General features: G+C 59.6%; 21 protein-coding genes and 1 rRNA gene. 21 read left to right on the plus strand and 1 reads right to left on the minus strand.

All coding sequences use genetic code 11. From position 1 onward, the window contains the following. The first annotated feature begins 41 nt into the window (after nucleotides 1-41). From rrf to P8A24_RS04320, 20 genes are all read left to right on the plus strand, one after another. A 5S ribosomal RNA gene (gene rrf / locus P8A24_RS04225) occupies nucleotides 42-158 on the plus strand. A gap of 347 nt (nucleotides 159-505) precedes the next feature. Continuing rightward, nucleotides 506-1984 carry a hypothetical protein gene (locus P8A24_RS04230; RefSeq protein WP_278060055.1) on the plus strand — a complete coding sequence of 493 codons (1479 nt, stop codon included), beginning with the start codon at nucleotides 506-508 and terminating at the stop codon, nucleotides 1982-1984. 9 nt (nucleotides 1985-1993) lie between these two features. Beyond that, nucleotides 1994-3013: an HAD-IIA family hydrolase gene (locus tag P8A24_RS04235; protein ID WP_278060057.1), complete on the plus strand. Its 1020-nt coding sequence runs from the start codon at nucleotides 1994-1996 to the stop codon at nucleotides 3011-3013. Nucleotides 3014-3075: 62 nt separating this feature from the next. After that, complete coding sequence (locus tag P8A24_RS04240) at nucleotides 3076-3213, plus strand: hypothetical protein (protein WP_278060059.1); 138 nt, start codon at nucleotides 3076-3078, stop codon at nucleotides 3211-3213. Then, complete coding sequence (locus P8A24_RS04245; protein ID WP_278060061.1) at nucleotides 3213-4055, plus strand: TlyA family RNA methyltransferase; 843 nt, start codon at nucleotides 3213-3215, stop codon at nucleotides 4053-4055. The genes P8A24_RS04240 and P8A24_RS04245 overlap by 1 nt, the downstream gene beginning before the upstream one ends. Then, on the plus strand, nucleotides 4052-4888 hold the full coding sequence (locus tag P8A24_RS04250) for an NAD kinase (RefSeq protein WP_278060063.1): 837 nt from the start codon (nucleotides 4052-4054) through the stop codon (nucleotides 4886-4888). The genes P8A24_RS04245 and P8A24_RS04250 overlap by 4 nt, the downstream gene beginning before the upstream one ends. Beyond that, nucleotides 4881-6572 (plus strand): DNA repair protein RecN, encoded by a 1692-nt coding sequence (recN, locus tag P8A24_RS04255; protein ID WP_278060065.1) that lies wholly within the window; start codon nucleotides 4881-4883, stop codon nucleotides 6570-6572. The genes P8A24_RS04250 and recN overlap by 8 nt, the downstream gene beginning before the upstream one ends. An 8-nt stretch (nucleotides 6573-6580) precedes the next feature. Continuing rightward, nucleotides 6581-7756, plus strand: a complete 1176-nt coding sequence (gene steA, locus P8A24_RS04260) for a putative cytokinetic ring protein SteA (protein ID WP_278060067.1) — start codon at nucleotides 6581-6583, stop codon at nucleotides 7754-7756. A 9-nt stretch (nucleotides 7757-7765) separates the two neighbouring features. Beyond that, entirely contained in the window at nucleotides 7766-8737 is a 972-nt protein-coding gene (locus P8A24_RS04265; protein ID WP_278060069.1) for a copper transporter, read from the plus strand. Next, nucleotides 8734-9522, plus strand: a complete 789-nt coding sequence (locus P8A24_RS04270) for a hypothetical protein (RefSeq protein ID WP_278060071.1) — start codon at nucleotides 8734-8736, stop codon at nucleotides 9520-9522. Before P8A24_RS04265 ends, P8A24_RS04270 begins: the two co-directional genes overlap by 4 nt. Continuing rightward, nucleotides 9519-11090, plus strand: a complete 1572-nt coding sequence (gene murJ / locus P8A24_RS04275; RefSeq protein ID WP_278060073.1) for a murein biosynthesis integral membrane protein MurJ — start codon at nucleotides 9519-9521, stop codon at nucleotides 11088-11090. Before P8A24_RS04270 ends, murJ begins: the two co-directional genes overlap by 4 nt. Further along, complete coding sequence (locus tag P8A24_RS04280; protein ID WP_278060075.1) at nucleotides 11087-11677, plus strand: NUDIX domain-containing protein; 591 nt, start codon at nucleotides 11087-11089, stop codon at nucleotides 11675-11677. The genes murJ and P8A24_RS04280 overlap by 4 nt, the downstream gene beginning before the upstream one ends. A gap of 150 nt (nucleotides 11678-11827) precedes the next feature. Next, on the plus strand, nucleotides 11828-12502 hold the full coding sequence (locus P8A24_RS04285; RefSeq protein ID WP_278060077.1) for a helix-turn-helix transcriptional regulator: 675 nt from the start codon (nucleotides 11828-11830) through the stop codon (nucleotides 12500-12502). A 36-nt stretch (nucleotides 12503-12538) separates the two neighbouring features. Then, entirely contained in the window at nucleotides 12539-13978 is a 1440-nt protein-coding gene (sufB, locus tag P8A24_RS04290) for a Fe-S cluster assembly protein SufB (protein ID WP_278060079.1), read from the plus strand. Further along, nucleotides 13978-15111, plus strand: a complete 1134-nt coding sequence (gene sufD, locus P8A24_RS04295) for a Fe-S cluster assembly protein SufD (RefSeq protein ID WP_278060081.1) — start codon at nucleotides 13978-13980, stop codon at nucleotides 15109-15111. The genes sufB and sufD overlap by 1 nt, the downstream gene beginning before the upstream one ends. Then, nucleotides 15111-15431, plus strand: coding sequence for a Rieske (2Fe-2S) protein (locus P8A24_RS04300; RefSeq protein WP_278060083.1), 321 nt, complete (start codon nucleotides 15111-15113; stop codon nucleotides 15429-15431). Before sufD ends, P8A24_RS04300 begins: the two co-directional genes overlap by 1 nt. 30 nt (nucleotides 15432-15461) lie before the next feature. Then, nucleotides 15462-16220, plus strand: a complete 759-nt coding sequence (sufC, locus tag P8A24_RS04305; protein ID WP_278060085.1) for a Fe-S cluster assembly ATPase SufC — start codon at nucleotides 15462-15464, stop codon at nucleotides 16218-16220. Continuing rightward, entirely contained in the window at nucleotides 16220-17476 is a 1257-nt protein-coding gene (locus P8A24_RS04310; RefSeq protein WP_278060087.1) for a SufS family cysteine desulfurase, read from the plus strand. Before sufC ends, P8A24_RS04310 begins: the two co-directional genes overlap by 1 nt. Beyond that, nucleotides 17473-17934, plus strand: coding sequence for a Fe-S cluster assembly sulfur transfer protein SufU (gene sufU / locus P8A24_RS04315; RefSeq protein ID WP_278060089.1), 462 nt, complete (start codon nucleotides 17473-17475; stop codon nucleotides 17932-17934). Before P8A24_RS04310 ends, sufU begins: the two co-directional genes overlap by 4 nt. Next, the gene (locus tag P8A24_RS04320) at nucleotides 17865-18257 is read left to right on the plus strand and encodes a metal-sulfur cluster assembly factor (RefSeq protein ID WP_370870573.1); all 393 of its coding nucleotides are present in this window, start codon (nucleotides 17865-17867) and stop codon (nucleotides 18255-18257) included. The genes sufU and P8A24_RS04320 overlap by 70 nt, the downstream gene beginning before the upstream one ends. Nucleotides 18258-18323: 66 nt before the next feature. Here P8A24_RS04320 and ypfJ read toward each other — a convergent pair whose 3' ends face one another. After that, the gene (gene ypfJ, locus P8A24_RS04325; protein WP_278060091.1) at nucleotides 18324-19211 is read right to left on the minus strand and encodes a KPN_02809 family neutral zinc metallopeptidase; all 888 of its coding nucleotides are present in this window, start codon (nucleotides 19209-19211) and stop codon (nucleotides 18324-18326) included. Between the two features lie 127 nt (nucleotides 19212-19338). On the opposite strand from ypfJ, the gene P8A24_RS04330 reads away from it, so the two are divergent. Continuing rightward, nucleotides 19339-20952, plus strand: a complete 1614-nt coding sequence (locus tag P8A24_RS04330) for an ABC-F family ATP-binding cassette domain-containing protein (protein ID WP_278060092.1) — start codon at nucleotides 19339-19341, stop codon at nucleotides 20950-20952. The last annotated feature ends 7 nt before the right edge of the window (nucleotides 20953-20959 follow it).

Consider the following 20959-nt stretch of genomic DNA (forward strand, 5'->3'; position numbering starts at 1 on the left):
ATTCTGGACCACCAAACACACAGTGTTTGCTCCACCCGTTTGACGGTGGCTATAGCGGTAGGGATCCGCCCGGTCCCATTCCGAACCCGGAAGCTAAGCCTACCAGCGCCGATGGTACTGCACTCGCGAGGGTGTGGGAGAGTAGGACACCGCCGTCATTACACTTAACGTGGTAGCCCCCGGCATAGTCCGGGGGCTACCACTGTATGTACGGGCCTGGTGTTGGCGGGGCTTTTTGGCCTTTAAGCCGGCTTGTTTATAGTTTGGGGGAGAATACACGGCTATGCCACCAACAAACACCCTCACCCGCAACCAGAGTAGTCTTTTTGCCCTGGTTGTCGTTGCTAACGTCGGCGAATTTTTAGACATGTTCCGGATCGGACTGCTTTCACGGCTCGGACTGTGATGTGGCGCGACACGTTTCGCGTTTATTCGCGTAGGAGCTAGACTTACTATTGCACGTGCGCCGTGCATCCGTGATTAACAATTGAACCGTGAGGAAAAAATGGCCAACCATTACGACAACAATGAACGTTCACCGCGTCGCGAGAGGCCATCCTCCGGTTGGCAGTCCGCGTCCGAGCGCCGGCAGAGTAGCCAGCGTAAATGGTCTCGAGACGGAAACGACGGTCGTGATGATCGTGGCTACCAGCGTGATGATCGCGGGTATCGTGGTGGCCGCGACGGCGGATTCAAGCGCGACGATCGCCGCGACGACCGCGGCTATCGCCGTCATGATCGTGACGAGCGTGGTTACCGTGGGGATCGCCGTCGTGATGATTTCCGTCGTGACGGTGATGATCGTGGCTACCAGCGTGATGATCGCGGGTATCGTGGTGGCCGCGACGGCGGATTCAAGCGCGACGATCGCCGCGACGACCGCGGCTATCGCCGTCATGATCGTGACGAGCGTGGTTACCGTGGGGATCGCCGTCGTGATGATTTCCGTCGTGACGGTGATGATCGTGGCTACCAGCGTGATGATCGCGGGTATCGTGGTGGTCGCGACGGCGGATTCAAGCGCGACGATCGCCGCGACGACCGCGGCTATCGCCGTCATGATCGTGACGAGCGTTATGAGAACAAATCGCGTCGTGGCCAGGGTCGCGAACGACGTGACGATGCGCAGCTTCCCACACACGAACTCGAGGTTCCCGCATCCATCACGCCAGAATCGCTTGACCCGACCGCCTACCGCCACCTCAACTCACTCAATGTTGAAAATGCTCACAGGGTTGCACGTCACCTCGCGTACGCCGGCGAGATGATCGACATCGATCCTGAGGTTGCGTACCAGCACGCGAAGGCGGCATTCGTGACTGCCGCACGCATCGACATCGTCCGTGAGGCGCTCGGTATCACTGCCTACATGACCGGCCGTTACGCAGAGGCACTCCGTGAACTTCGAACCTACCGCCGAATGAGCGATGACTACCAGCATGTGCCGCTTGAGGCAGATTCAGAGCGTGGCCTGGGCCGCCCAGAGAAGGCACTACGTTTCATCGAGGGCATCCCGATGAATAGGCTCGAGCCGTCGGCACAGGTCGAGCTTGCATTTGTCGTCTCTGGTGCACGTGCCGAAATCGGGGATTCTGAAGGCGGCCTGGCTGTCATGGAGAAATTGAAGATTAACAATCTTCCGAACGAGGTTGCGGCCCGTGCATCGCTCATCAAGGCAGACCGCCTGGAGGAGCTTGGCCGTGATGAAGAAGCTGCCGAGCTTCGTGCGAAGTATGGTGACGACGACGATTCGGACGAGGTAGATGTTTATGACCTCAACGACGTACTCGACGACATGATCGACGAAGACCCGCATACGCCTCTGGCTTCTGAGCAGGAAGACACTGACGATCTCGACTTCGACGGGGATGATTTTGCCGACGAGGATCTTGATGACGACGTTGCGAGCGACGAAACCGTTGATGAGACGGTTGACGGCGACGGCGCTGCGACAGACTCTCCTGAGTCTGCTGATGAACAGTAAGGTGGTTTGATGACGACCCAATACTCTGGACCGGCGCTCGTCGAGATCGCTGATCTGATGCTGACCGACCTCGACGGCGTCGCCTATCTGGGGCAACAGGAAGCTCCATATGCGGCTGAGGGTATCGCAGCTGCGCGTGAGCGGGGCGTGCACCCGGTGTACGTGACGAACAACTCGTCGCGCCCGCCGGCGAAGGTTGCCCAGCACCTGTCATCCTTAGGTATCCCCACCGAGGCAACAGACGTGATCAACACTGCGATAACCGGCGTGATGCAGGTGGCACAGCATGTCCCTGCTGGCTCGAAGGTGCTCGCCGTTGGCGGCGAGGGAGTTTTTGAAGCACTCCGCGACGCAGGGTTCGACGTTGTGACAAGCGCCGAGGACGATCCTGCGGCTATTCTCCAGGGCTTTGCGGAGCACGTCAGCTGGGTTGAGTTGTCGGAGATCGCGTTGGCGATCCGAAAGGGTGCGCTATACGTCGCAACCAATCTCGATGCGACAATGCCCAGGGAGCGAGGCGAAACGATCGGTAATGGTTCTCTTGTTGCGGCGGTGGTGAATGCGACGGGAGTGGAGCCCCTGAGCGCTGGTAAGCCTGCTCCCGATATGTACAAGCTTGCAGTCGAGCGTACGGGGCTCAGCTCGCCGATCGCGATTGGTGACCGCCTCGACACTGACATGGTGGGCGCAAATGCTGCGGGAATCATCTCGGTGCATGTTCTGACGGGAGTTTCGCAGGTCCGCGACGTCCTTCTTGCAAGCGCTCAGGCGCGTCCTCGCGTTCTGGCGCGCGATCTGCGCGACCTGGGGATTGCCTACGCGCCAGTTGACAAGGATGGCGACGTTTGGCGCTGTGAGACCGCGAAGGCTTGCGTCAAGGATGGTCAGTTGCTGGTGGATGACGCGCCGATTGCTGGTTCTTTGACACTCAACCAGTATCGCGCCGCCGCCTCGGCGGCCTGGGAAGCGAGCGACGCCGGTGTAACATTCGACGCCGAATCGATTCCTGCTGTCGTCTCCGTTCGATAGCTGTGGATAACCCCGTGGCCGCATCGTGGCCACGGGGTACAGTAGTGGGGTGAGGAGGATATATGAGCGAACCGAAACCTGCGGTTGATCCGCGCACAAAACTTGGCCTGATCGGTGACAAGCCGCGCAACGAACAGATTTCGGATCTCGAAGATATCCACCGCGCACTCAGCGCCCAACTGAGTAAGGCACAGGGATAATGGCGAAGCTAATCCGTGTTGATGCTGAACTCGTCAGGCGTCATCTTGCAAAGTCGCGTAAGGAAGCAGCGGAATTGATCGCTGCCGGCAGGGTGTACCTTGACAAGATGGAGGTGACGAAGCCAGCGCGGCAGATGGACCCTGCGGCTGCATTGATTGTGAAAGAAACGGGTCAGCCACGCTACGCTTCGCGAGGCGCCTATAAACTGATTGGCGCATTGGATTATCTCGGTGAAGACGGGCCCACGGTAGCCGGAGTACGTGCGCTCGATGCAGGCGCGTCAACAGGAGGCTTTACGGATGTGCTTCTCCAACGTGGTGCGGCATCGGTAGCTGCTGTTGACGTCGGCTACGGGCAGATCGCATGGAAACTCCGCGAGGATCCACGTGTTGACGTGATTGAGCGGACCAACGTCAGAACGTTGGATCCGGCCATCGTTGCGCCTGCACCGTCTTTGGTAGTTGGGGATTTGTCGTTCATCTCTTTGACACTCGTCATCCCCGCTCTTGTCGCTGTATCCTCGGATGACGCCGAATTTGTGCTGATGGTCAAGCCTCAGTTCGAGATTGGAAAGGAGCGACTTGGCCATGGGGGAGTTGTTCGTAACCTTGCCCATCACCACGAAACAGTGAAGAAAGTTGCTCTCGCTGCTCGTGAATGCGGGCTTCAGTTGCGCGCTGTGGCGCCGTCGCCTCTACCAGGTCCGTCGGGAAATGTGGAGTATTTCCTCTACATGGCGAAACAGGGCCAGGACCTTCTCGGGGAGCATCTTGATGAGGCAATCGAGGCTGCTATTTCGGCTGGTCCGGCTGGGGGAGTACACGAGGAGGCGAACGAATGAGGAAGATCGCGCTACTAACGCACGAATGGCGCCAAGACGCGCTGGAACGTGCACGCTCGGCGAAGGAGCGCCTAGGGAAGGCCGGGATCACCGTTGTTGACGCAACCTGTTCTTCCGACGTCGCCGATGCGGAATTGCTTCTTATGGCTGGGGGTGACGGAACGATCCTGCGAGGGGCCGAATTCACGCGCGGCACGAAAGTACCGATCCTCGGTATCAATTTTGGGCACGTCGGCTTCCTTGCTGAGGCGGAGCCATCATCCATGGATGAAGTTGTCACTGCGGTAATTGAACACCAGTGGACAGTCGAAGACCGCATGACCCTCGATCTCGACATCACCCTCGAAAATGGCGAGGTTATCCACGACTGGGCCGTCAACGAGGCGTCGATCGAGAAAGCTCATGGGGCGCGCACAATCAACCTAGGCATCGGAGTGGATGGACGTGGGCTGTCCACCTACAACGCAGATGCGGCACTGATCTCCACACCCACTGGTTCAACCGCCTACAATTTTTCCGCACAAGGCCCAGTGGTTTGGCCCGACGTCGAAGCGATGATTTTTAACCCGATCGCCGCGCATGCGCTCTTTACACGCCCACTCGTTGTCGGGCCGAACTCGGTGATCCAGGTGCAAGTGTATTCGCGCGACGCGATTATCTGGTGCGATGGTCGCCGTCCTGTCGACGTCGTCGGGGGAGCGCAGATCGAGGCGCGCCACTCGAGCGAACGCGTGTATCTTGCGCGTCTGAACGATTCGCCTTTCTCCTCGCGCCTGGTACGGAAGTTCCACCTACCCGTTGCCGGTTGGCGTAAGCGGGGCGCCGATGATTGAGAAGGTTGTGATCTCGAACCTCGGTGTGATCGAGTCTGCCGAGCTTGAGCTCGGAGCCGGAATGACTGCGATCACGGGTGAGACCGGCGCGGGAAAGACCATGGCTCTGACATCGTTGGCACTGCTGATGGGTCAAAAGGCAGATCCTGCTCGCGTGCGCAATGGTGCAGAGTTTGCGCAGGTTGACGGCGTCTTCGTTGCACCTGCGCATTCGCCCGCAGTCACACTCGTCCAAGAAGCCGGCGGCACCGTTGATTACGAAGGTGACGATGCGATCATCTACGTCTCGCGCGTGGTCCCGGCGAGTGGAAGATCGAAAGCGTACGCAGGTGGGAAAGCAGTGCCAGCCTCTCTGCTTGCGCAGATCGCGGAGCTTTTGGTTACTGTGCACGGACAAAGCGATCAGATCCGATTGAAATCTCCGGCGGCCCAACTGGCTTCACTGGACGCCTTTGGAGGGGAGGAACTTGCCACGGCGCGCCGCTCCTACGATGAGGCGTGGGCTCACGCGCGCTCGGCGCGTGCGCAGCTCAAGGAATTTCGGGAGAATGCGCGTGCCTCGGGGATTGAGCGACTCTCGCTTGAAGCGTTGATAAAGCGTGTCGACGCACTCGACCCACAACCTGGGGAGGATGACGAGCTGCGCGCTGAGGCGATCCGACTCGAAAACGTGGAGTCGTTGCGTGAGGCGATGGGCGGCGCTGCCGGCGCGCTTGAGAATGCTGAGGAAGGAGCTGTGTCACGAATCGAGTTTGCACGTCACGAGCTTCAGCGCGGCAGCAGCGACGATCCAACGCTCGCGCAACTTGCACACGAGCTCAAGAGCGCGATCGCGGTGGCCACCGACGTCGGAGCTCAGTTGCGCCACAAGCTTTCGGAATTGTCAGCGGATCCTGAGCGTCTCAACAAAGTTCACGCTCGCCGAGCCGAGCTTACCCGCCTCCAGCGCGACCTAGCGATGTCGATTCCCGAGGTGCTTGCCGAACGGGACCGAGCTGCACAGCGTCTCTCAGCGCTAGTCGACCCCCAGGCGCTAGCAGAGAAACTGGAGTCTCAATACGCGAACGCTGTCTCGGAGCTCACGCGCGTGGGAAACGTGCTACGCGCAACCCGCGAACGTGCTGCGCAGGAGCTGTCTGGTGCGGTAACGCGCGAGTTACGCTCGCTTTCCATGAAAGATGCCACATTTAGTGTGCAGATCACCCCGCGCGAGAAGCCCGCTCCGCACGGTCTTGAAGACTGCGCCTTTATGCTCCAAGCTCACCGTGGTTCGCGTCAGCTTCCTCTTGCCACCTCCGCCTCCGGAGGTGAAATGTCGCGTATCATGCTCGCGCTTGAAGTCTCGCTTGCCGCTCGTTCTCACGAGGGACAACGCACGTTTATTTTTGACGAAGTAGATGCCGGAATCGGCGGCAGTACAGCGATAACAGTAGGTGAACGGCTGGCGCGTCTAGGGAGTCACCATCAGGTACTTGTCGTCACTCATCTCGCACAGGTCGCAGCTTACGGCGCGGCGCAGGTTGTTGTGCGAAAGTCGTCTGGTCCAACGGTCTCAACTGACGTCGAGCACGTCACTGATGAGGAACGGGTCGTTGAACTCGCACGAATGCTCTCTGGCCAACCGGATTCGGAGACGGCACGCGCCCATGCGGCTGAACTACTCGCCGGCGCGATTGTGGAATGATTAGCACCATGGTGTTCAGACGAAAACTGATTCCGCTCGGAGACGATTCGCAGATACAAGGACCTGCACGCGTCGACTCACGAACGAAGCGACTGACTAAGCGGCTTTCCCGTGGCGATGTAGCGATCATCGACCACGAAGATCTCGATCGAGTATCAGCTGAAGCGCTCGTTGAGTGCCAACCCGTCGTCGTGCTTAACGCGGCAAAGTCCACTTCCGGACGTTACCCGAACCTTGGCCCCGGAATCCTCCTTGAGGCGGGCCTGCCGTTGGTCGATAATCTGGGCTCGTCAGTGATGGACATTAAGGAAAACGCGAAGGTGCGTGTCACCGATGGGGGAGAAGTTTACGTCGGAGAAAAGCTCATCGCGGAAGGCGACGTCCTGACGGCAGAATCAAACGCCCTCGCGATGGAGCACGCCCGCGCGGGTATGGCCACGCAGCTGAAGGCGTTTGCGACGAACACGATGGAATACGTCGAGAAGGAACAGGATCTCATTCTCGACGGCGTGGGCGTTCCGGATGTGAAAACCTCGTTCGTCCGCAAGCATGCGTTGGTGGTGGTACGCGGATACCGATACAAGGAGGACCTACAGGCGCTGCGTCCGTATATCCGTGAGTATCGTCCGGTGATGATCGGAGTCGACGGCGGCGCCGACGCGATTCTGGAAGCGGGCTACCATCTCGACATGATTGTCGGGGACATGGATTCGGTGTCCGACAAGGCGCTGCGTTGCGGCGCTGAGATCGTTGTGCATGCATACCGCGATGGACGCGCTCCGGGAAAGAAACGCATGGAGGATCTCGGGATCGATCATGTGGTGTTTCCAGCAACTGGAACATCTGAAGACATTGCGATGTTGCTGGCCGATGACAAGGGCGCAGAACTTATCGTCGCCGTCGGTACACATTCGACGCTGATTGAGTTCCTCGATAAGGGGCGTGCTGGCATGGCGTCAACGTTCTTGACGAGGCTCGAGATTGGCTCGAAGCTCGTCGATGCGAAAGGCGTGTCTCGCCTGTATCGGTCACGGATTTCGAATTGGCAGATCGCCGCGTTGGTTATCGCTGGGGTGATCGCGATGGTTGCCGCATTGTCGGTCACTGATGCGGGGCAAATTCTGTTCAAGCTTGGCAGCGTGTGGTGGAGTGACTTCGCACGCTGGGTCACTCGACTTTTCTAAGGGGATTTCATGGTTGATTTTCGTTACCACCTCGTTTCGCTGGTGTCGGTCTTTCTCGCGCTGGCGATCGGCGTGATCCTTGGGGCGGGTCCCCTCCAAAATTCCATCGGAAGCGCACTGTCGAACCGTGTGGAGGCACTGTCGGATACGAATGCCGCCCTCGCGACCGAGAATGAGGCGCTGACGAGGGCTCAGGACTCGCAAAATCAGGCGATGGCCCAGCTCATTCCGTCGCTCACCGAGAACGCCCTTTCTGGCAAAACCGTGGCCTTCGTTGTGCTGCCGGGAGCTGCCGACGACGTAGTGAGTCAGGCGCGCGACGCCGTCGCGAAGGCGGGTGCCACCGTCACGGGCACAGCGAACGTGAAGGAAGCGTGGACATCGTCGGCAAACACTGCGTTCCGTTCGGCGTTCGCTGATCAAATTAAGAGCTACATTGCGAAGGCCCCTGCTGGCACGGACGCGAACGGCGTTCTCGCGGGTGCCTTGACCCAGATTGCCACTCGCGGTACGTCCGACCAGGCGAACGCCGACCTTCCGAATTTGCTGACGGGAGCGAAGACTCCGCTGGTTACGCTTGAGGATATGAAAGCGAAGGCCGACGCCGTTGTAGTCGTGGCACCCGATGCGGACGTTTCCGCTACTACGGCGACTTCAGAGCAAAAGGCGCAGATCGAATACGACGCGAAGGCGTATGCAGGCGTCGTTGCGGAGCTTGCGGCGAACGCTCCAACGGTTGCTTTCGGCGCAGCTGATTCTCCCAATGATGTGGTCACAGCGGTTCGTGGCGCAAAAGGCAAGGCCTCGACGGTGGATTCGCCGACACTGACGATCTCTCAGCTTAACGTCGTTCTCGCGCTCGTTCAGGAGCTTGCTGGAAAAGACGTTCACCTGGGATTTGACGACGGCGTGAGCGCCGCCGTTGGCCCGCTGGAGAAGGCGCCGACACCAGCACCATCCGCGTCAGAAGGCGCAAAGTGATCCGGCCGGCGCTACTCGGTGCGGTTGTTGCGGGGGTAGCAACAGCTGCTCTCGCCAAAATGAGCTTGCCGAAGTGGGATCGCCCATCGTATAGCGGGAGCACGGTGTCGCTCACCGGAGGGGCAGCGAGCGCTGCAGGAGCTGTTGTGGCGAGCGCTGTCAGTGGCGATATCCCCGCAACTATTGCGGGGGCTGCAGGTGCGGTCGCTGGCTATGTTGACGACCATCACGAGGATTCTTTTTCTACAATGGGCAAGGGATTCAAGGGCCACCTCGGAGCGTTGGCGCGTGGTGACATCACGTCGGGTGCAGTGAAGATCCTCGGAGTCGGGGCGGGTGCCGCAGTTTCTGGCTGGTGTGTTGCTTCGCGTTCTCGCGGTGTCACGCGGCTGTGCGACGCTGCGCTCAATACTGTTCTGATTGCGTCGAGCGCGAACGTCGTGAACCTGTTCGACTTGCGTCCAGGTCGTGCGTTGAAGGTAGCTTTGGCTACCGCTGTTCCATTGGGGCTCTCAGGAGATAAAGCGGCGCTCGCAGTTGCAGGATCATCGGTGGCCTCCCTTCCCACGGATCTTCATGGCGACACTATGCTCGGGGACCTCGGCGCGAATGCACTGGGCGCTCAGCTCGGCGTTGCTCTTGCTCGACGTCTTCCGTTGGGTGGGAGACTCGCCGTTACTGCCGTCGTCGTCGGTATGATGTACGTCTCGGAGAAAGTGTCTTTTTCGAAAGTAATTGATGAGTGCGCTCCGCTGCGATTCATTGATCAGTTGGGCCGACCGTGAAGAAGTTGCTTGCCTCCGTGGTGGGGGCGGCAGGCGTGATCGCCGTATTGACCCTCGCGTCTCGGCTGATGGGCCTGGTCCGCAAACTTGCGCAGTCGTGGGCGTTGTCCGATGGTCTCGTCGCAACGGCATACGACACGTCGAATACGATCCCGAACGTTTTGTTTGAAGTTGCGGCTGGCGGAGCACTTGCTGGCGCCGTAATCCCACTGATCTCGGGATTTCTCGCGAAGAAGCAGCGGGCGGATGCTGAACAGACGGTGTCTGCTCTCCTGACATGGGTTGTTGCTGTCGGCGTGCCGCTTGCGGTTACTGTCGTTGCATTGGCGGGTCCGATTTCTGGGGCTGTGCTTGGGGCAGGAGCGAGTGCACAGGCCCATGAAGTTGCAACGTCTCTCTTGAGGGTCTTCGCTTTCCAGATTCCTCTGTATGGGATTTCCGTGGTGACGACGGGCGTACTTCAAGCACACGGCCGTTTTGTACTTCCGGCTCTCTCCCCGCTAATTTCGTCGATCGTCGTGACGGTGGCTTTTGTTGTATATGGCGCAGGCTCGACGCCGCACGCCATGCCGAGCGCGGGTGAGCTTGCCGTGCTTGCATGGGGAACAACATTCGGAGTTGTGGCGTTTTCGTTACCGCAACTGGTCCCTGTGATGCGGCTTGTCACAGTTCGGCCGACGTTTGCGTTCCCTGTCGGTGTTGGCAGGCGTACGTTACGGCTTGCGGGTGCCGGGCTCGCGGCGCTTGGCGCGCAACAGGTTGCGATTATCGCGATCATGGTGACGACGAACGCGCTCGGTGGAGTTGGCGCCTACGCGGCGTACAATTACGCGTATTCGCTGTATATGGTCCCATATGCCGTGCTTGCGGTGCCGATTGCAACTGCGGTTTTCCCCCGGATCTCGGCCGCCGTTGGCTGTGGGGACCGTGAGGGTTCTCAGTTGTTGGTTGCGCGTTCAACGAGGCTGGTGATCGCCGCGGGAATGCTTGCAGGTAGCGTCTTAATTGCAGTTGCGAGGCCGGCTGCTCTCGTGATCTCAGTGGGACGTTCTATTCCTGGTATTGAGCAGGCGATGGTGGCAATGGGCGTCTCGCTTGTTGGTTTCTCATTGCTATATCACGGTGCTCGGGTGCTGTACGCGCTCGACGCCGGAGGGCGCGTGGTGCGCGCGAATTCGCTCGCGTGGGTTTGCGTCGTGTTGGTGCTCGCGGTTGGTTGGCTTGCTGGCGTCGAGGGTCGTATTGCGACGCTTGTCTTGGTCGGCGTGGCAATGAGCGTGGGTATGTGCCTGGGTGCGGTTGCACAGCTTGTGGCAATTCGGTCGGTTGCAGGTGAACGCGCAATCGCCGGCGTTGTTCGCCTCGTGGCATTGCTTCTTCCCGTGCTCGTTGTGATGACGGTCGCAGCCTGGTTTGCCTCCGTGATGCTGATGGGCGTTGTTCCTGGTCTTGGCGGCGCTGTCGTTGCCGCTGTCGTAGCTGGCGCTATCGTCGTCGCGGGCGGGGGAGCGGCGCTGCTCGTTGTCGATCGGAAAGCGATTGTTGCATTGAAAGGGAAATCCGCATGAAGGAACAACTCCAAGATGTTGACGCGCCCACGCACGTCGACGTGCTCAACTCCAGTAACGAGGCTTCGTCGCCGATTTTCTCGGTACGCCACGATACGCTTCGTTTTCGTGGGGGAGATACTGCCAAGCGTGACGTCGTGGTGCACGACGACGCCGTTGGTATTGTCGCGATTCGTGGGACTGAGACCCCTGAGATTTTGCTGATCCGTCAGTATCGCCATCCTGTTGAGCAACTGATGTGGGAGATCCCCGCGGGTCTTCTCGATCACGAGGGGGAGGATCCGCGCGACGCAGCCAAGCGCGAGTTGGCTGAGGAGGCGCAGCTCGCCGCAGACGAGTGGGACGTCCTCGCGCATTACGCGTCGTCGCCGGGTTTTAGCACGGAGAAAGTGACGATCTTCCTCGCGACGTCGGTGCACGAGAGCAACCTACCGGAAGGCTTCGTACTCGAAGCGGAGGAAGCCGAAATCGTTAAGCGGTGGGTGCCGCTCGCTGACGTTGTCGACGCTGTCGTTGCGGGGCAGCTTTCTTCGCCGAGCCTGGTGATCGGCGCGCTTGCAGCGGCTCGACGTTTCGATATTCGTTGAATTGAGTGATTCCAATTACTTGAGGTGCGGGTTTCGCCACAGGCGTCGTGGAAAAGCTACGTGCGTCACAGGGACATTCGGCCTAAGCACTTGCAATTGTCGATTTTAGAAACAAAAATGTTTCTTAAACACGAAGTGCTGGAGGTGAACATGTCTGAGCTGAACGACAGCAGCACATGTGACCAGGTGCTCCGGCTCATTATCGAACACGGGCCGATCAGCGCCGGTGAGCTCGCAAAGATGCTGGTATTAACCCCGGCTGCTGTCCGGCGTCATGTCTCGTCGCTTGTTTCGGACGGTTTGATTGCCGAGCATAACGTTCCGAACATTGGCCCCGCGAAGCGTGGCCGACCGTCGAGGAAGTATGTGGCAACCCAGGCGGGGCAGGCAGAGCTCGCTGAAGGATACGCGGATATCGCAAATGCGACCTTGTCTTTCATGAAGTCCGAGTTTGGACAGGGCGCTGTCGCAAAGTTCGTCGATGGCCGAGTCGAGGAGATCGAAAAGCGTTACTCTGCCGCATTGGCTGGAGCGAACAATCCGCTCGAACGTGTCGAGATGCTTGCACATGGATTGAATAAGGACGGCTACGCTACCTCTTTGCGTTCGGGCGGTCCTCGAGGTATTGCTATCCAGCTGTGCCAAGGACATTGCCCGATCCAGGATGTGGCGGCAGAATTTCCCGAGCTGTGTGAGGCAGAGACCCGCGCCTTCGCACGGCTGCTGGATGTGCCCATCCAGCGCCTGTCCACGTTGGCTGGCGGGGCGCACGTATGCACCACCAATATCCCGCTGGGGAATCCGAGAAAAAACTTGGGCGCGTGAGCGCTCATTGGCAATTCGCCATTGGAAAGGAAATCCATGACCCAACCTGCAGTGGGGCAGAAAGAAACGCTGTCCCAGGAAGAGACAATCGCCTCGATCGGAAACTACCAGTTTGGCTGGCATGATTCTGATGAGGCTGGAAGCAAGGCCAAGCGAGGCCTGAACGAAGAAGTGGTCCGCGACATTTCGGCGCGCAAGGGCGAGCCCGAGTGGATGCTGAAGAAGCGTCTGAAGGCCCTCAAATTGTTCGAACGCCGACCGATGCCGACTTGGGGTGCAGACCTTTCCGGGATCGATTTTGATTCGATCAAGTACTATGTGAAGTCCACCGAGGGCGCCGCCGCATCGTGGGAGGATCTGCCCGCCGATATCAAGGCAACCTACGATCGCCTCGGAATTCCGGAGGCTGAGAAGGAGCGTCTTGTCGCCGGCGTCGCCGCTCAGTACGAATCGGAGGTCGTGTACCACAAGATCCGCGAAGATCTTGAGCAGCAGGGCGTCATCTTCCTCGATACGGATACTGGCCTGCGCGAATACCCAGAAATCTTCGAGGAGTACTTCGGTACCGCGATTCCGCTGGGCGACAACAAGTTCGCGTCGCTCAACTCAGCCGTGTGGTCGGGCGGCTCGTTCGTTTACGTCCCGAAGGGCGTGCACGTGGAGATCCCGCTTCAGGCCTACTTCCGTATTAACACGGAGAACATGGGACAGTTCGAGCGTACCCTGATCATCGCGGATGAAGGTTCCTACGTCCACTATGTCGAAGGCTGTACCGCGCCGATTTACTCCTCTGACTCGCTTCACTCGGCAGTGGTGGAGATCTTTGTGAAGAAGGATGCGCGCGTGCGTTACACCACCATCCAGAACTGGTCGAACAATGTGTACAACCTTGTGACCAAGCGCGCGATGGTTGAAGAGGGCGGCGTGATGGAATGGATCGATGGCAACATCGGTTCGAAGGTGACCATGAAGTACCCGGCCGTCTACCTGATGGGTGAGCATGCCCGAGGCGAGACCCTCTCGATCGCTTTTGCGGGTGAGGGCCAGCATCAGGACACCGGTTCCAAGATGGTGCACATGGCTCCGAATACCCACTCGTCAATCGTGTCGAAGTCTGTTGCGCGTGGCGGCGGCCGCGCTGCATACCGCGGTCTGGTAAAGGTCAACCCGAACGCACGCCACTCGAAGTCGAACGTTTTGTGCGATGCGCTGCTCGTGGACCAGATCTCGCGTTCGGACACCTACCCGTACGTGGATGTGCGTACCGACGACGTCGAAATGGGCCACGAGGCCACCGTGTCGAAGGTGAGCGAAGACCAGCTTTTCTACCTCATGTCGCGCGGCATGGAAGAAACAGAGGCGATGGCAATGATCGTTCGCGGCTTCGTCGAGCCGATCGCGCGCGAACTCCCGATGGAGTACGCGCTCGAATTGAACCGCCTCATTGAGTTGCAGATGGAAGGAGCAGTTGGCTGATGGCTGACGAATTCAAGAACACAGGATCGTCGCGCGCTGATCGCCCGCTGTCCTTCAAGGGTGCCGACTACGGTGTTCCGCAGGGCACTGAGGAAGACTGGCGTTTTACTCCGCTTGAGCGGGTGGAGGATTTCTTCGCGGATTCCTTCGCAGGAACCGGTCTGACGGTATCAGCACACGGAGGAGTCGAGCTCGTGGAGGTTGGCCGCGATGATCCGCGTCTCGGTTCCACAATCCCGCCGGAGGACCGCGTGGGAGCGACTACCTGGGAGAGCTTCGACAAGGCTTACGTTCTTTCGATCCCGAAAGACGAAAAGGTTGCCGACGAAGTTATCGTGACCTTGAACGGTAGTGGTGGCTCCGGCGTCGTTCCTGCTCATCTCTACGTTGAAGCGCAACGCCACTCGGAAGCAACCGTCATCCTCGATCACGTTGGCGGCGGCAAGCTCGCCGAGGGCGTGGAAATCAACCTTGAAGATGGTGCGCATCTGACGCTCGTCACGTTGCAGGACTGGGACGAGAAGGCAGTGCACGCCTCGTCGCACCGCATCAAAGTGGGGCGCGATGCCACGCTCAAGCATATCGTTGTCTCCCTCGGCGGAGATCTCATCCGCATCACGTCCAGCGTTGATTTCGCTGGTCCGGGAGGCGACGTGACGATGCTCGGCGCGTACTTCGTCGACGAGTACCAGCACATGGAACACCGTCTCTTCGTCGATCACAACGTGCCCAACGCCAAGTCGAACGTTGCCTACAAGGGTGCGCTCCAGGGCACTGAGGCCCACTCGGTGTGGGTGGGTGACGTGCTGATCGGCAAGGACGCCATTGGAACCGATACCTACGAGCTCAACCGCAATCTCATTTTGACGGAGGGCGCAAGTGCCGATTCGGTGCCGAACCTCGAAATCGAAACAGGTGAGATCGAGGGAGCGGGCCACGCGTCGGCCACGGGACGCTTCGACGACGAGCAACTCTTCTACCTCATGGCGCGCGGTATCCCAGAAGACGAAGCTCGACGCCTCGTCGTTCGCGGATTCTTCGCCGAGCTCATCAACCAGATCGGTGTAGAGAGCGTGCAAAACAAGCTCATGGAGAAGATCGAAGAAGAGCTCAACCTGACAGGAGAGCTGTGATGTCGGATCTCGTGGTGTGTGCGATTGGCGATGTCGCACCCGGTGAAGTGGAAGCCTTTACGGTCGAAACCGAACACGGGCCGCACTCCTTCGCCGTCGTGCACTCGGCTTCGGACCACTGGTTCACCATGGATAACCGGTGCAGCCATGGCCGCTTCAAGCTCTCGGAGGGCTTCGTCGAAGACGAGACCATCGAATGCACCCGCCACGGCTCCGTGTTCGATCTGCTCACCGGCGAGTCGCTGAACCCGCCGGCGTCGTCGCCGATCACAACCTACCCAACTCGTACCGAAGGCGACGCCGTCGTCATCGACTTTTAACCTATTCCTACCAAGAGAAAAGAAAACAACGTGTCCACACTGGAACTGAAGAATCTCCACGTCTCGGTCGACACCGAAGATGGCCCCAAGCCGATCCTCAAGGGCGTGAACCTCGTGGTTAACGACGGCGAAATCCACGCTGTCATGGGCCCGAACGGCTCGGGCAAGTCCACCACCGCCTACGCGATTGCTGGCCACCCGAAGTACCACGTCACGGAAGGGCAGATCCTCCTTGACGGCGTCGACGTCACTGAAATGACCGCCGACGAGCGCGCACGCGCTGCCCTCTTCCTCGCCATGCAGTACCCGGTGGAAGTGCAGGGCGTGTCGGTGACCAACTTCCTGCGTACCGCCAAGACGGCGATCGACGGGCAGGCACCGAAGGTCCGCGAGTGGGTCAAGCTCATGAACCAGGCCATGACCGACCTCAAGGTCGATCCGGAGTTCGCCAACCGCGACATCAACGTCGGCTTCTCCGGCGGTGAGAAGAAGCGCCTCGAGATCCTCCAGATGGAGGTTCTCAAGCCGAAGTTCGCTGTGCTCGACGAAACCGATTCGGGCCTCGACGTCGACGCCTTGCGCCTCGTTTCCGAGGGCGTGAACCGCGTTCACGAGAACAACGGCAACGGCATCCTGCTCATCACCCACTACACGCGTATCCTCAAGTACATCAAGCCGCAGTTCGTGCACGTGTTCGTGGACGGCCGCATTGTGGAGTCCGGCGGTCCGGAGCTTGCTGACAAGCTCGAGGCTGAGGGCTACGAGAACTACGGCGAGGACCGCGCCTGATGGACACCCCCGCACCTCGCGAGGACTTCCCGATTCTGCAGCGAACCGTTGCGGACGGGAAGCCGCTCGTCTACCTCGATTCTGGTGCGACGTCGCAAAAGCCGCAGGTGGTCATCGACGCTGTTAATCGCGCGGAATTGTATTCGAACGGCGCTGTGAAGCGCGGTTCGCACCAGCTCGCCGCCGAGGCAACTGTGGCGTACGAGGAGGCGCGCGAGAAGGTGGCGCGGTTCGTTGGCGCTGATCCGGACGAGATCGCATGGACGAAGAACTCCACCGAGGCGCTCAACCTCGTGGCGTACTCGATCGGCAATGCGAGCCTTGGGCGCGGAGGTGAACGCTTCCGCGTTGGGCCGGGCGACAACCTGGTGGTCACGCAAGCTGAGCATCACTCGAATCTTGTGCCGTGGCAGGAACTCGCGTTGCGCACCAGCGCGCAGCTGCGCTGGATCTCGCTGACGGAGGATGGCCGTCTGGATCTCGACACACTCGGGGTGATCGACGCGCGTACGAAGGTCGTGGCGTTTACTCACGTGTCCAACGTGACGGGCGCGATCAGCCCTGTCGCCGACGTCGTCGCTGCAGCTCGCGCAGTTGGTGCGCTTGTTGTTCTCGACGCGTGCCAGTCGGTTCCCCACATGAGCGTGAACTTCCATGATCTCGACGTCGACTTCGCATGCTTTTCTGGCCACAAGATGATGGGGCCAACGGGCATCGGCGGCCTGTACGGCAAGCGAGAACTACTCGCAGAGCTTCCGCCGTTCCTCTTCGGAGGGTCGATGGTGGCGGTAGTCGAGATGGACAAAACCACCTACCTGCCGGCACCCGCGAAATTCGAGGCCGGCTCGCAGCCGGTCGCGCAGGCAATCGGCCTCGGGGCCGCCGTCGACTATCTAAGCGCAATCGGGATGGACAAAATCGCCGCTCACGAGCACGCACTGACCGTGCGCGCTCTCGAGGGCATCGTGAAGATCCCTGGCGTACGCGTGATCGGCCCGACCACCACGTTCGATCGTGGGGGAGCCGTGGCGTTCGCTGTGGACGGAGTCCATCCGCACGACGTCGGGCAGGTTTTGGACTCGCTGGGCGTTGAAGTACGAGTAGGGCATCATTGCGCGCAGCCGGTTCACCGCCACTTCGGGGTGGACTCCTCGAGCCGCGCGTCGTTTGCTGCGTACAACACGGAAGAAGAAGTGGACGCTTTCCTTGCCGCCCTGGCGAAGGTGCGGCCGTTCTTCGGATTGGAGGATGAATGAGCGCTCTTGAACAGATGTACCAGGAGATTATTCTGGAGGCATCGAAGGAACGCCACGGTGAGGGTCTGTTGGATTCTCCTGACGGCGAGTCGTTCCAGGTCAACACCACGTGTGGCGACCAAGTGACGATGCAGGTCAAGCTCGCCGACGACGGGGTGCATTTCGAAACCGTTGGTTGGGATGGTTCCGGGTGTTCGATTTCCCAGGCGTCGATTTCGATCCTCAATGAAATGGTTGAGGGAAAGACTGTCGATGAATTCGAGCACCTGTACGAGACGTTCCGCGCCATGATGGACAAGCAGGGCGCCGAGATTTCGGCGGAAGAGGCGGATCTTCTCGAGGATGCTTCTGCGTTCCAAGGTGTGTCGAAGTTCCCGATGCGCATCAAGTGTGCGCTGTTGGGGTGGATGGCGTTGCGCGACGCCACCGACAAGGCTCTCAAAGCGAAGGAGAACTGATGAGTGAAAATGTTGCACCGCCGAATGTGGCGGATATCGAAGAAGCTCTCCGCGACGTGATCGATCCGGAGCTCGGCATCAACGTCGTTGATCTCGGACTTCTGTACGGGATCACACTCGAGGGGAATTCGGCGATTGCCGACATGACGTTGACATCTGCCGCCTGCCCGCTCACAGACATGATCGAGGAGCAAGCTGCGGTTGCGACCGCCGGCTTGGTTGACGACTTCCGGATTAACTGGGTATGGCTCCCGCCGTGGGGTCCAGACAAGATCACCGACGACGGACGTGCGCAGTTGCGTGCTCTGGGCTTTAACGTGTGAGTGTTATCGGAACAAAAATGTGGCGGGTCCATCCGGGTCCGCCACATTTTTCTTGAGTCGGGGCACCTATGGGCGATCAACCGCCCACGTGTTGCACGCTTCGAGTGTGCCATTTTCGAGGCCGCGTTCGAGCCATTCGGCGCGCTTAGCGGACGAACCATGGGAGAAGTTATCCGGGTTCGCGTTCATGCCGGCTTTTTGGGCGATACGGTCGTCGCCGACGGCGGCTGCGGCATTCAACGCTGAGCTGATCTGCTCAGCTGTGGGTTGCTTCATGAACGGGATGCCGGTGTCTGGGTCTTTGACCGTGGAGGCATTGTGCATCCACGCGCCAGCCAGGCAGTCTGCCTGAAGCTCCGAGCGCACCATCGAAGAGGTAGGGCCGGAAGAATTATGGTCAATCTTTTGCAGGTCACCGGTGTGGTTTTGGATGTGGTGGCCCCACTCGTGGGCGAGGATGTAGAGCTGGGCCAGTGACGTGTTGTCGGCGCCGAAGCGTTTGAGCTGGTCGAAGAACGTGGTATCGATGTAGATCGTTTGGTCGCCGGGACAGTAGAACGGCCCGACGGCGTTCGAGCCGGTTCCACATGCGGTGGCGACTTGACCTGAGTACAGGTTGAGCGTGGGAGCGTAGTACTTGAGCCCGGCTTCGGAGGCGAGCTGCGCATTCCAGAACTGGTCGAGCGAGTTCTTTCCTGCGACCATGCGGCATCGGTCGGAGGAGTTCGCATCAGCGCCGGTTCGGCACTCTGCCGCAATGTCTGTTGCGGGGCGGTCGTTGACAGGTGCGCTGACCTCGCTTCCGAGGTTCGGAAATTGCCCAGTCACAAGGTAGAAGATGACGGCGGCGACGAGGCCGAAACCTCCAAGTCCGCCGCCGATGGCTGCACCTCTCCGCCCGCCGCCTGTACGGACACCAGATGTGTCGAGCGTGACATCGTCGTTGAAACTCATGAAAATTCTCCCTGTGTTGGAGTGAAGTACACCTTTAGTCCCACACACTACTCACATTGTGCGTGACGTGCTTGATAACACGTGGGGCTCAATACTGAGGCTCCCCATAGCCGGTACAATGGCTTGCGTGATTCAGACCTCCGATTTTTCCATGCGAATTGGTACCCGCACCCTGATGCAGAACGTCTCCGTGCGTGTGGCCAAGGGAACCAAGGTGGGGCTTATCGGGCGAAACGGCGCCGGTAAGACCACCTTTTTCCGCGTCCTGTCCGGCCAAAGCGACATCCCTGAAGTGATCGAGCATTCGGGGCAAATTTCGCGAAGCGGAACGATCGGATACCTGGCGCAGGATTCGCGCACGGGCGATCCCGAGCAGATTGCACGAGATCGTATCCTGTCGGTGCGAGGCATCGCAGAAACAATGCGCCGCATCCGCAAGGCAGAACGTGAGATGTCGACGCTCGAAGGGCCGAAGCAGATCAAGGCGATGGAACGCTATGTGCGCCTCGATGCGGAGTTCGCGGCGGCGGGCGGATATGCGGCGAACGCTGAAGCTGCTCAGATTGCTGCGGCCCTGGGGCTGGATGAGCGTGTGCTCGATTCCCCGCTCGGCCATCTTTCGGGCGGTCAGCGGCGCCGCGTTGAACTCACTCGCGTGCTCTTCTCGCAGGCTGATACCTTGCTCCTCGACGAGCCGACTAACCACCTGGATCACGATTCGCTGATCTGGCTTCGTGATTTCATTCGCTCCTATCCGGGCGGTGTCCTCATGATCTCCCACTCTGTCGATCTTTTGGCGGATACGGTGAATCACGTGTGGTATCTCGACACCAACCGCGCGGTGATCGACCAGTACAACATGGGCTGGGATGCTTATCTCAAGCAGCGTGAGGCAGACGAGAAGCGCCGTCGTCGGGAACGTGCGAACGCGGAAAAGAAGGCCGAAGCGCTCCTCGCGCAGGCCAACAAGATGCGCGCGAAGGCTACGAAAGCCGTGGCCGCTCAGAACATGATCAAGCGTGCCGAGCGGCTCGTCGAAGGCCTCGAGGAAGTCCACCAGGAGGAGAAAGTGGCGCATCTGCGGCTGCCTGAGCCAGCGCCGTCGGGAAAGACTCCGCTGATGGCGAAGGGGCTGACAAAGAACTACGGATCGCTTGAAGTATTCACAGGGGTGGATCTCGCGATCGACCGTGGCTCGCGAGTGGTGGTTCTTGGGCTCAACGGAGCAGGTAAGACGACGCTCCTGAAACTCCTTGCAGGAGTGGAGAAACCCGACTCTGGTGAGGTCGTTGCGGGGCACGGTCTCAAGCTCGGCTACTACGCCCAGGAACACGAAACGATTGACAATTCCGCGACCGTCGTCGAGAACTTGGCGAAGAGCGCGCCCGAGCTCAACGATACGGATTTGCGTAACGTGCTCGGCTCGTTCTTGTTTTCGGGCGACGACGTCGACAAGCCGGCCGGCGTGCTCTCCGGTGGCGAGAAAACCCGCCTTGCTCTCGCAATGCTCGTGATCTCAGCGGCGAACGTATTGCTCCTGGACGAGCCGACCAACAATCTGGATCCTGCCTCGCGCGAGGAGATCTTGAAAGCGATCCGTTCATACAAGGGCGCCATTGTGCTGGTGACGCACGACGAAGGGGCTGTGGAAGCGCTGGAACCAGATCGTGTATTACTGCTTCCGGACGCCGACGAGGACCTGTGGTCGGATGACTATCTGGAGCTGATTACTCTCGCCTAGGATTGAT

The sequence above is a fragment of the Arcanobacterium wilhelmae genome (assembly GCF_029632765.1).
Classification (GTDB): Bacteria; Actinomycetota; Actinomycetes; order Actinomycetales; family Actinomycetaceae; genus Arcanobacterium; species Arcanobacterium wilhelmae.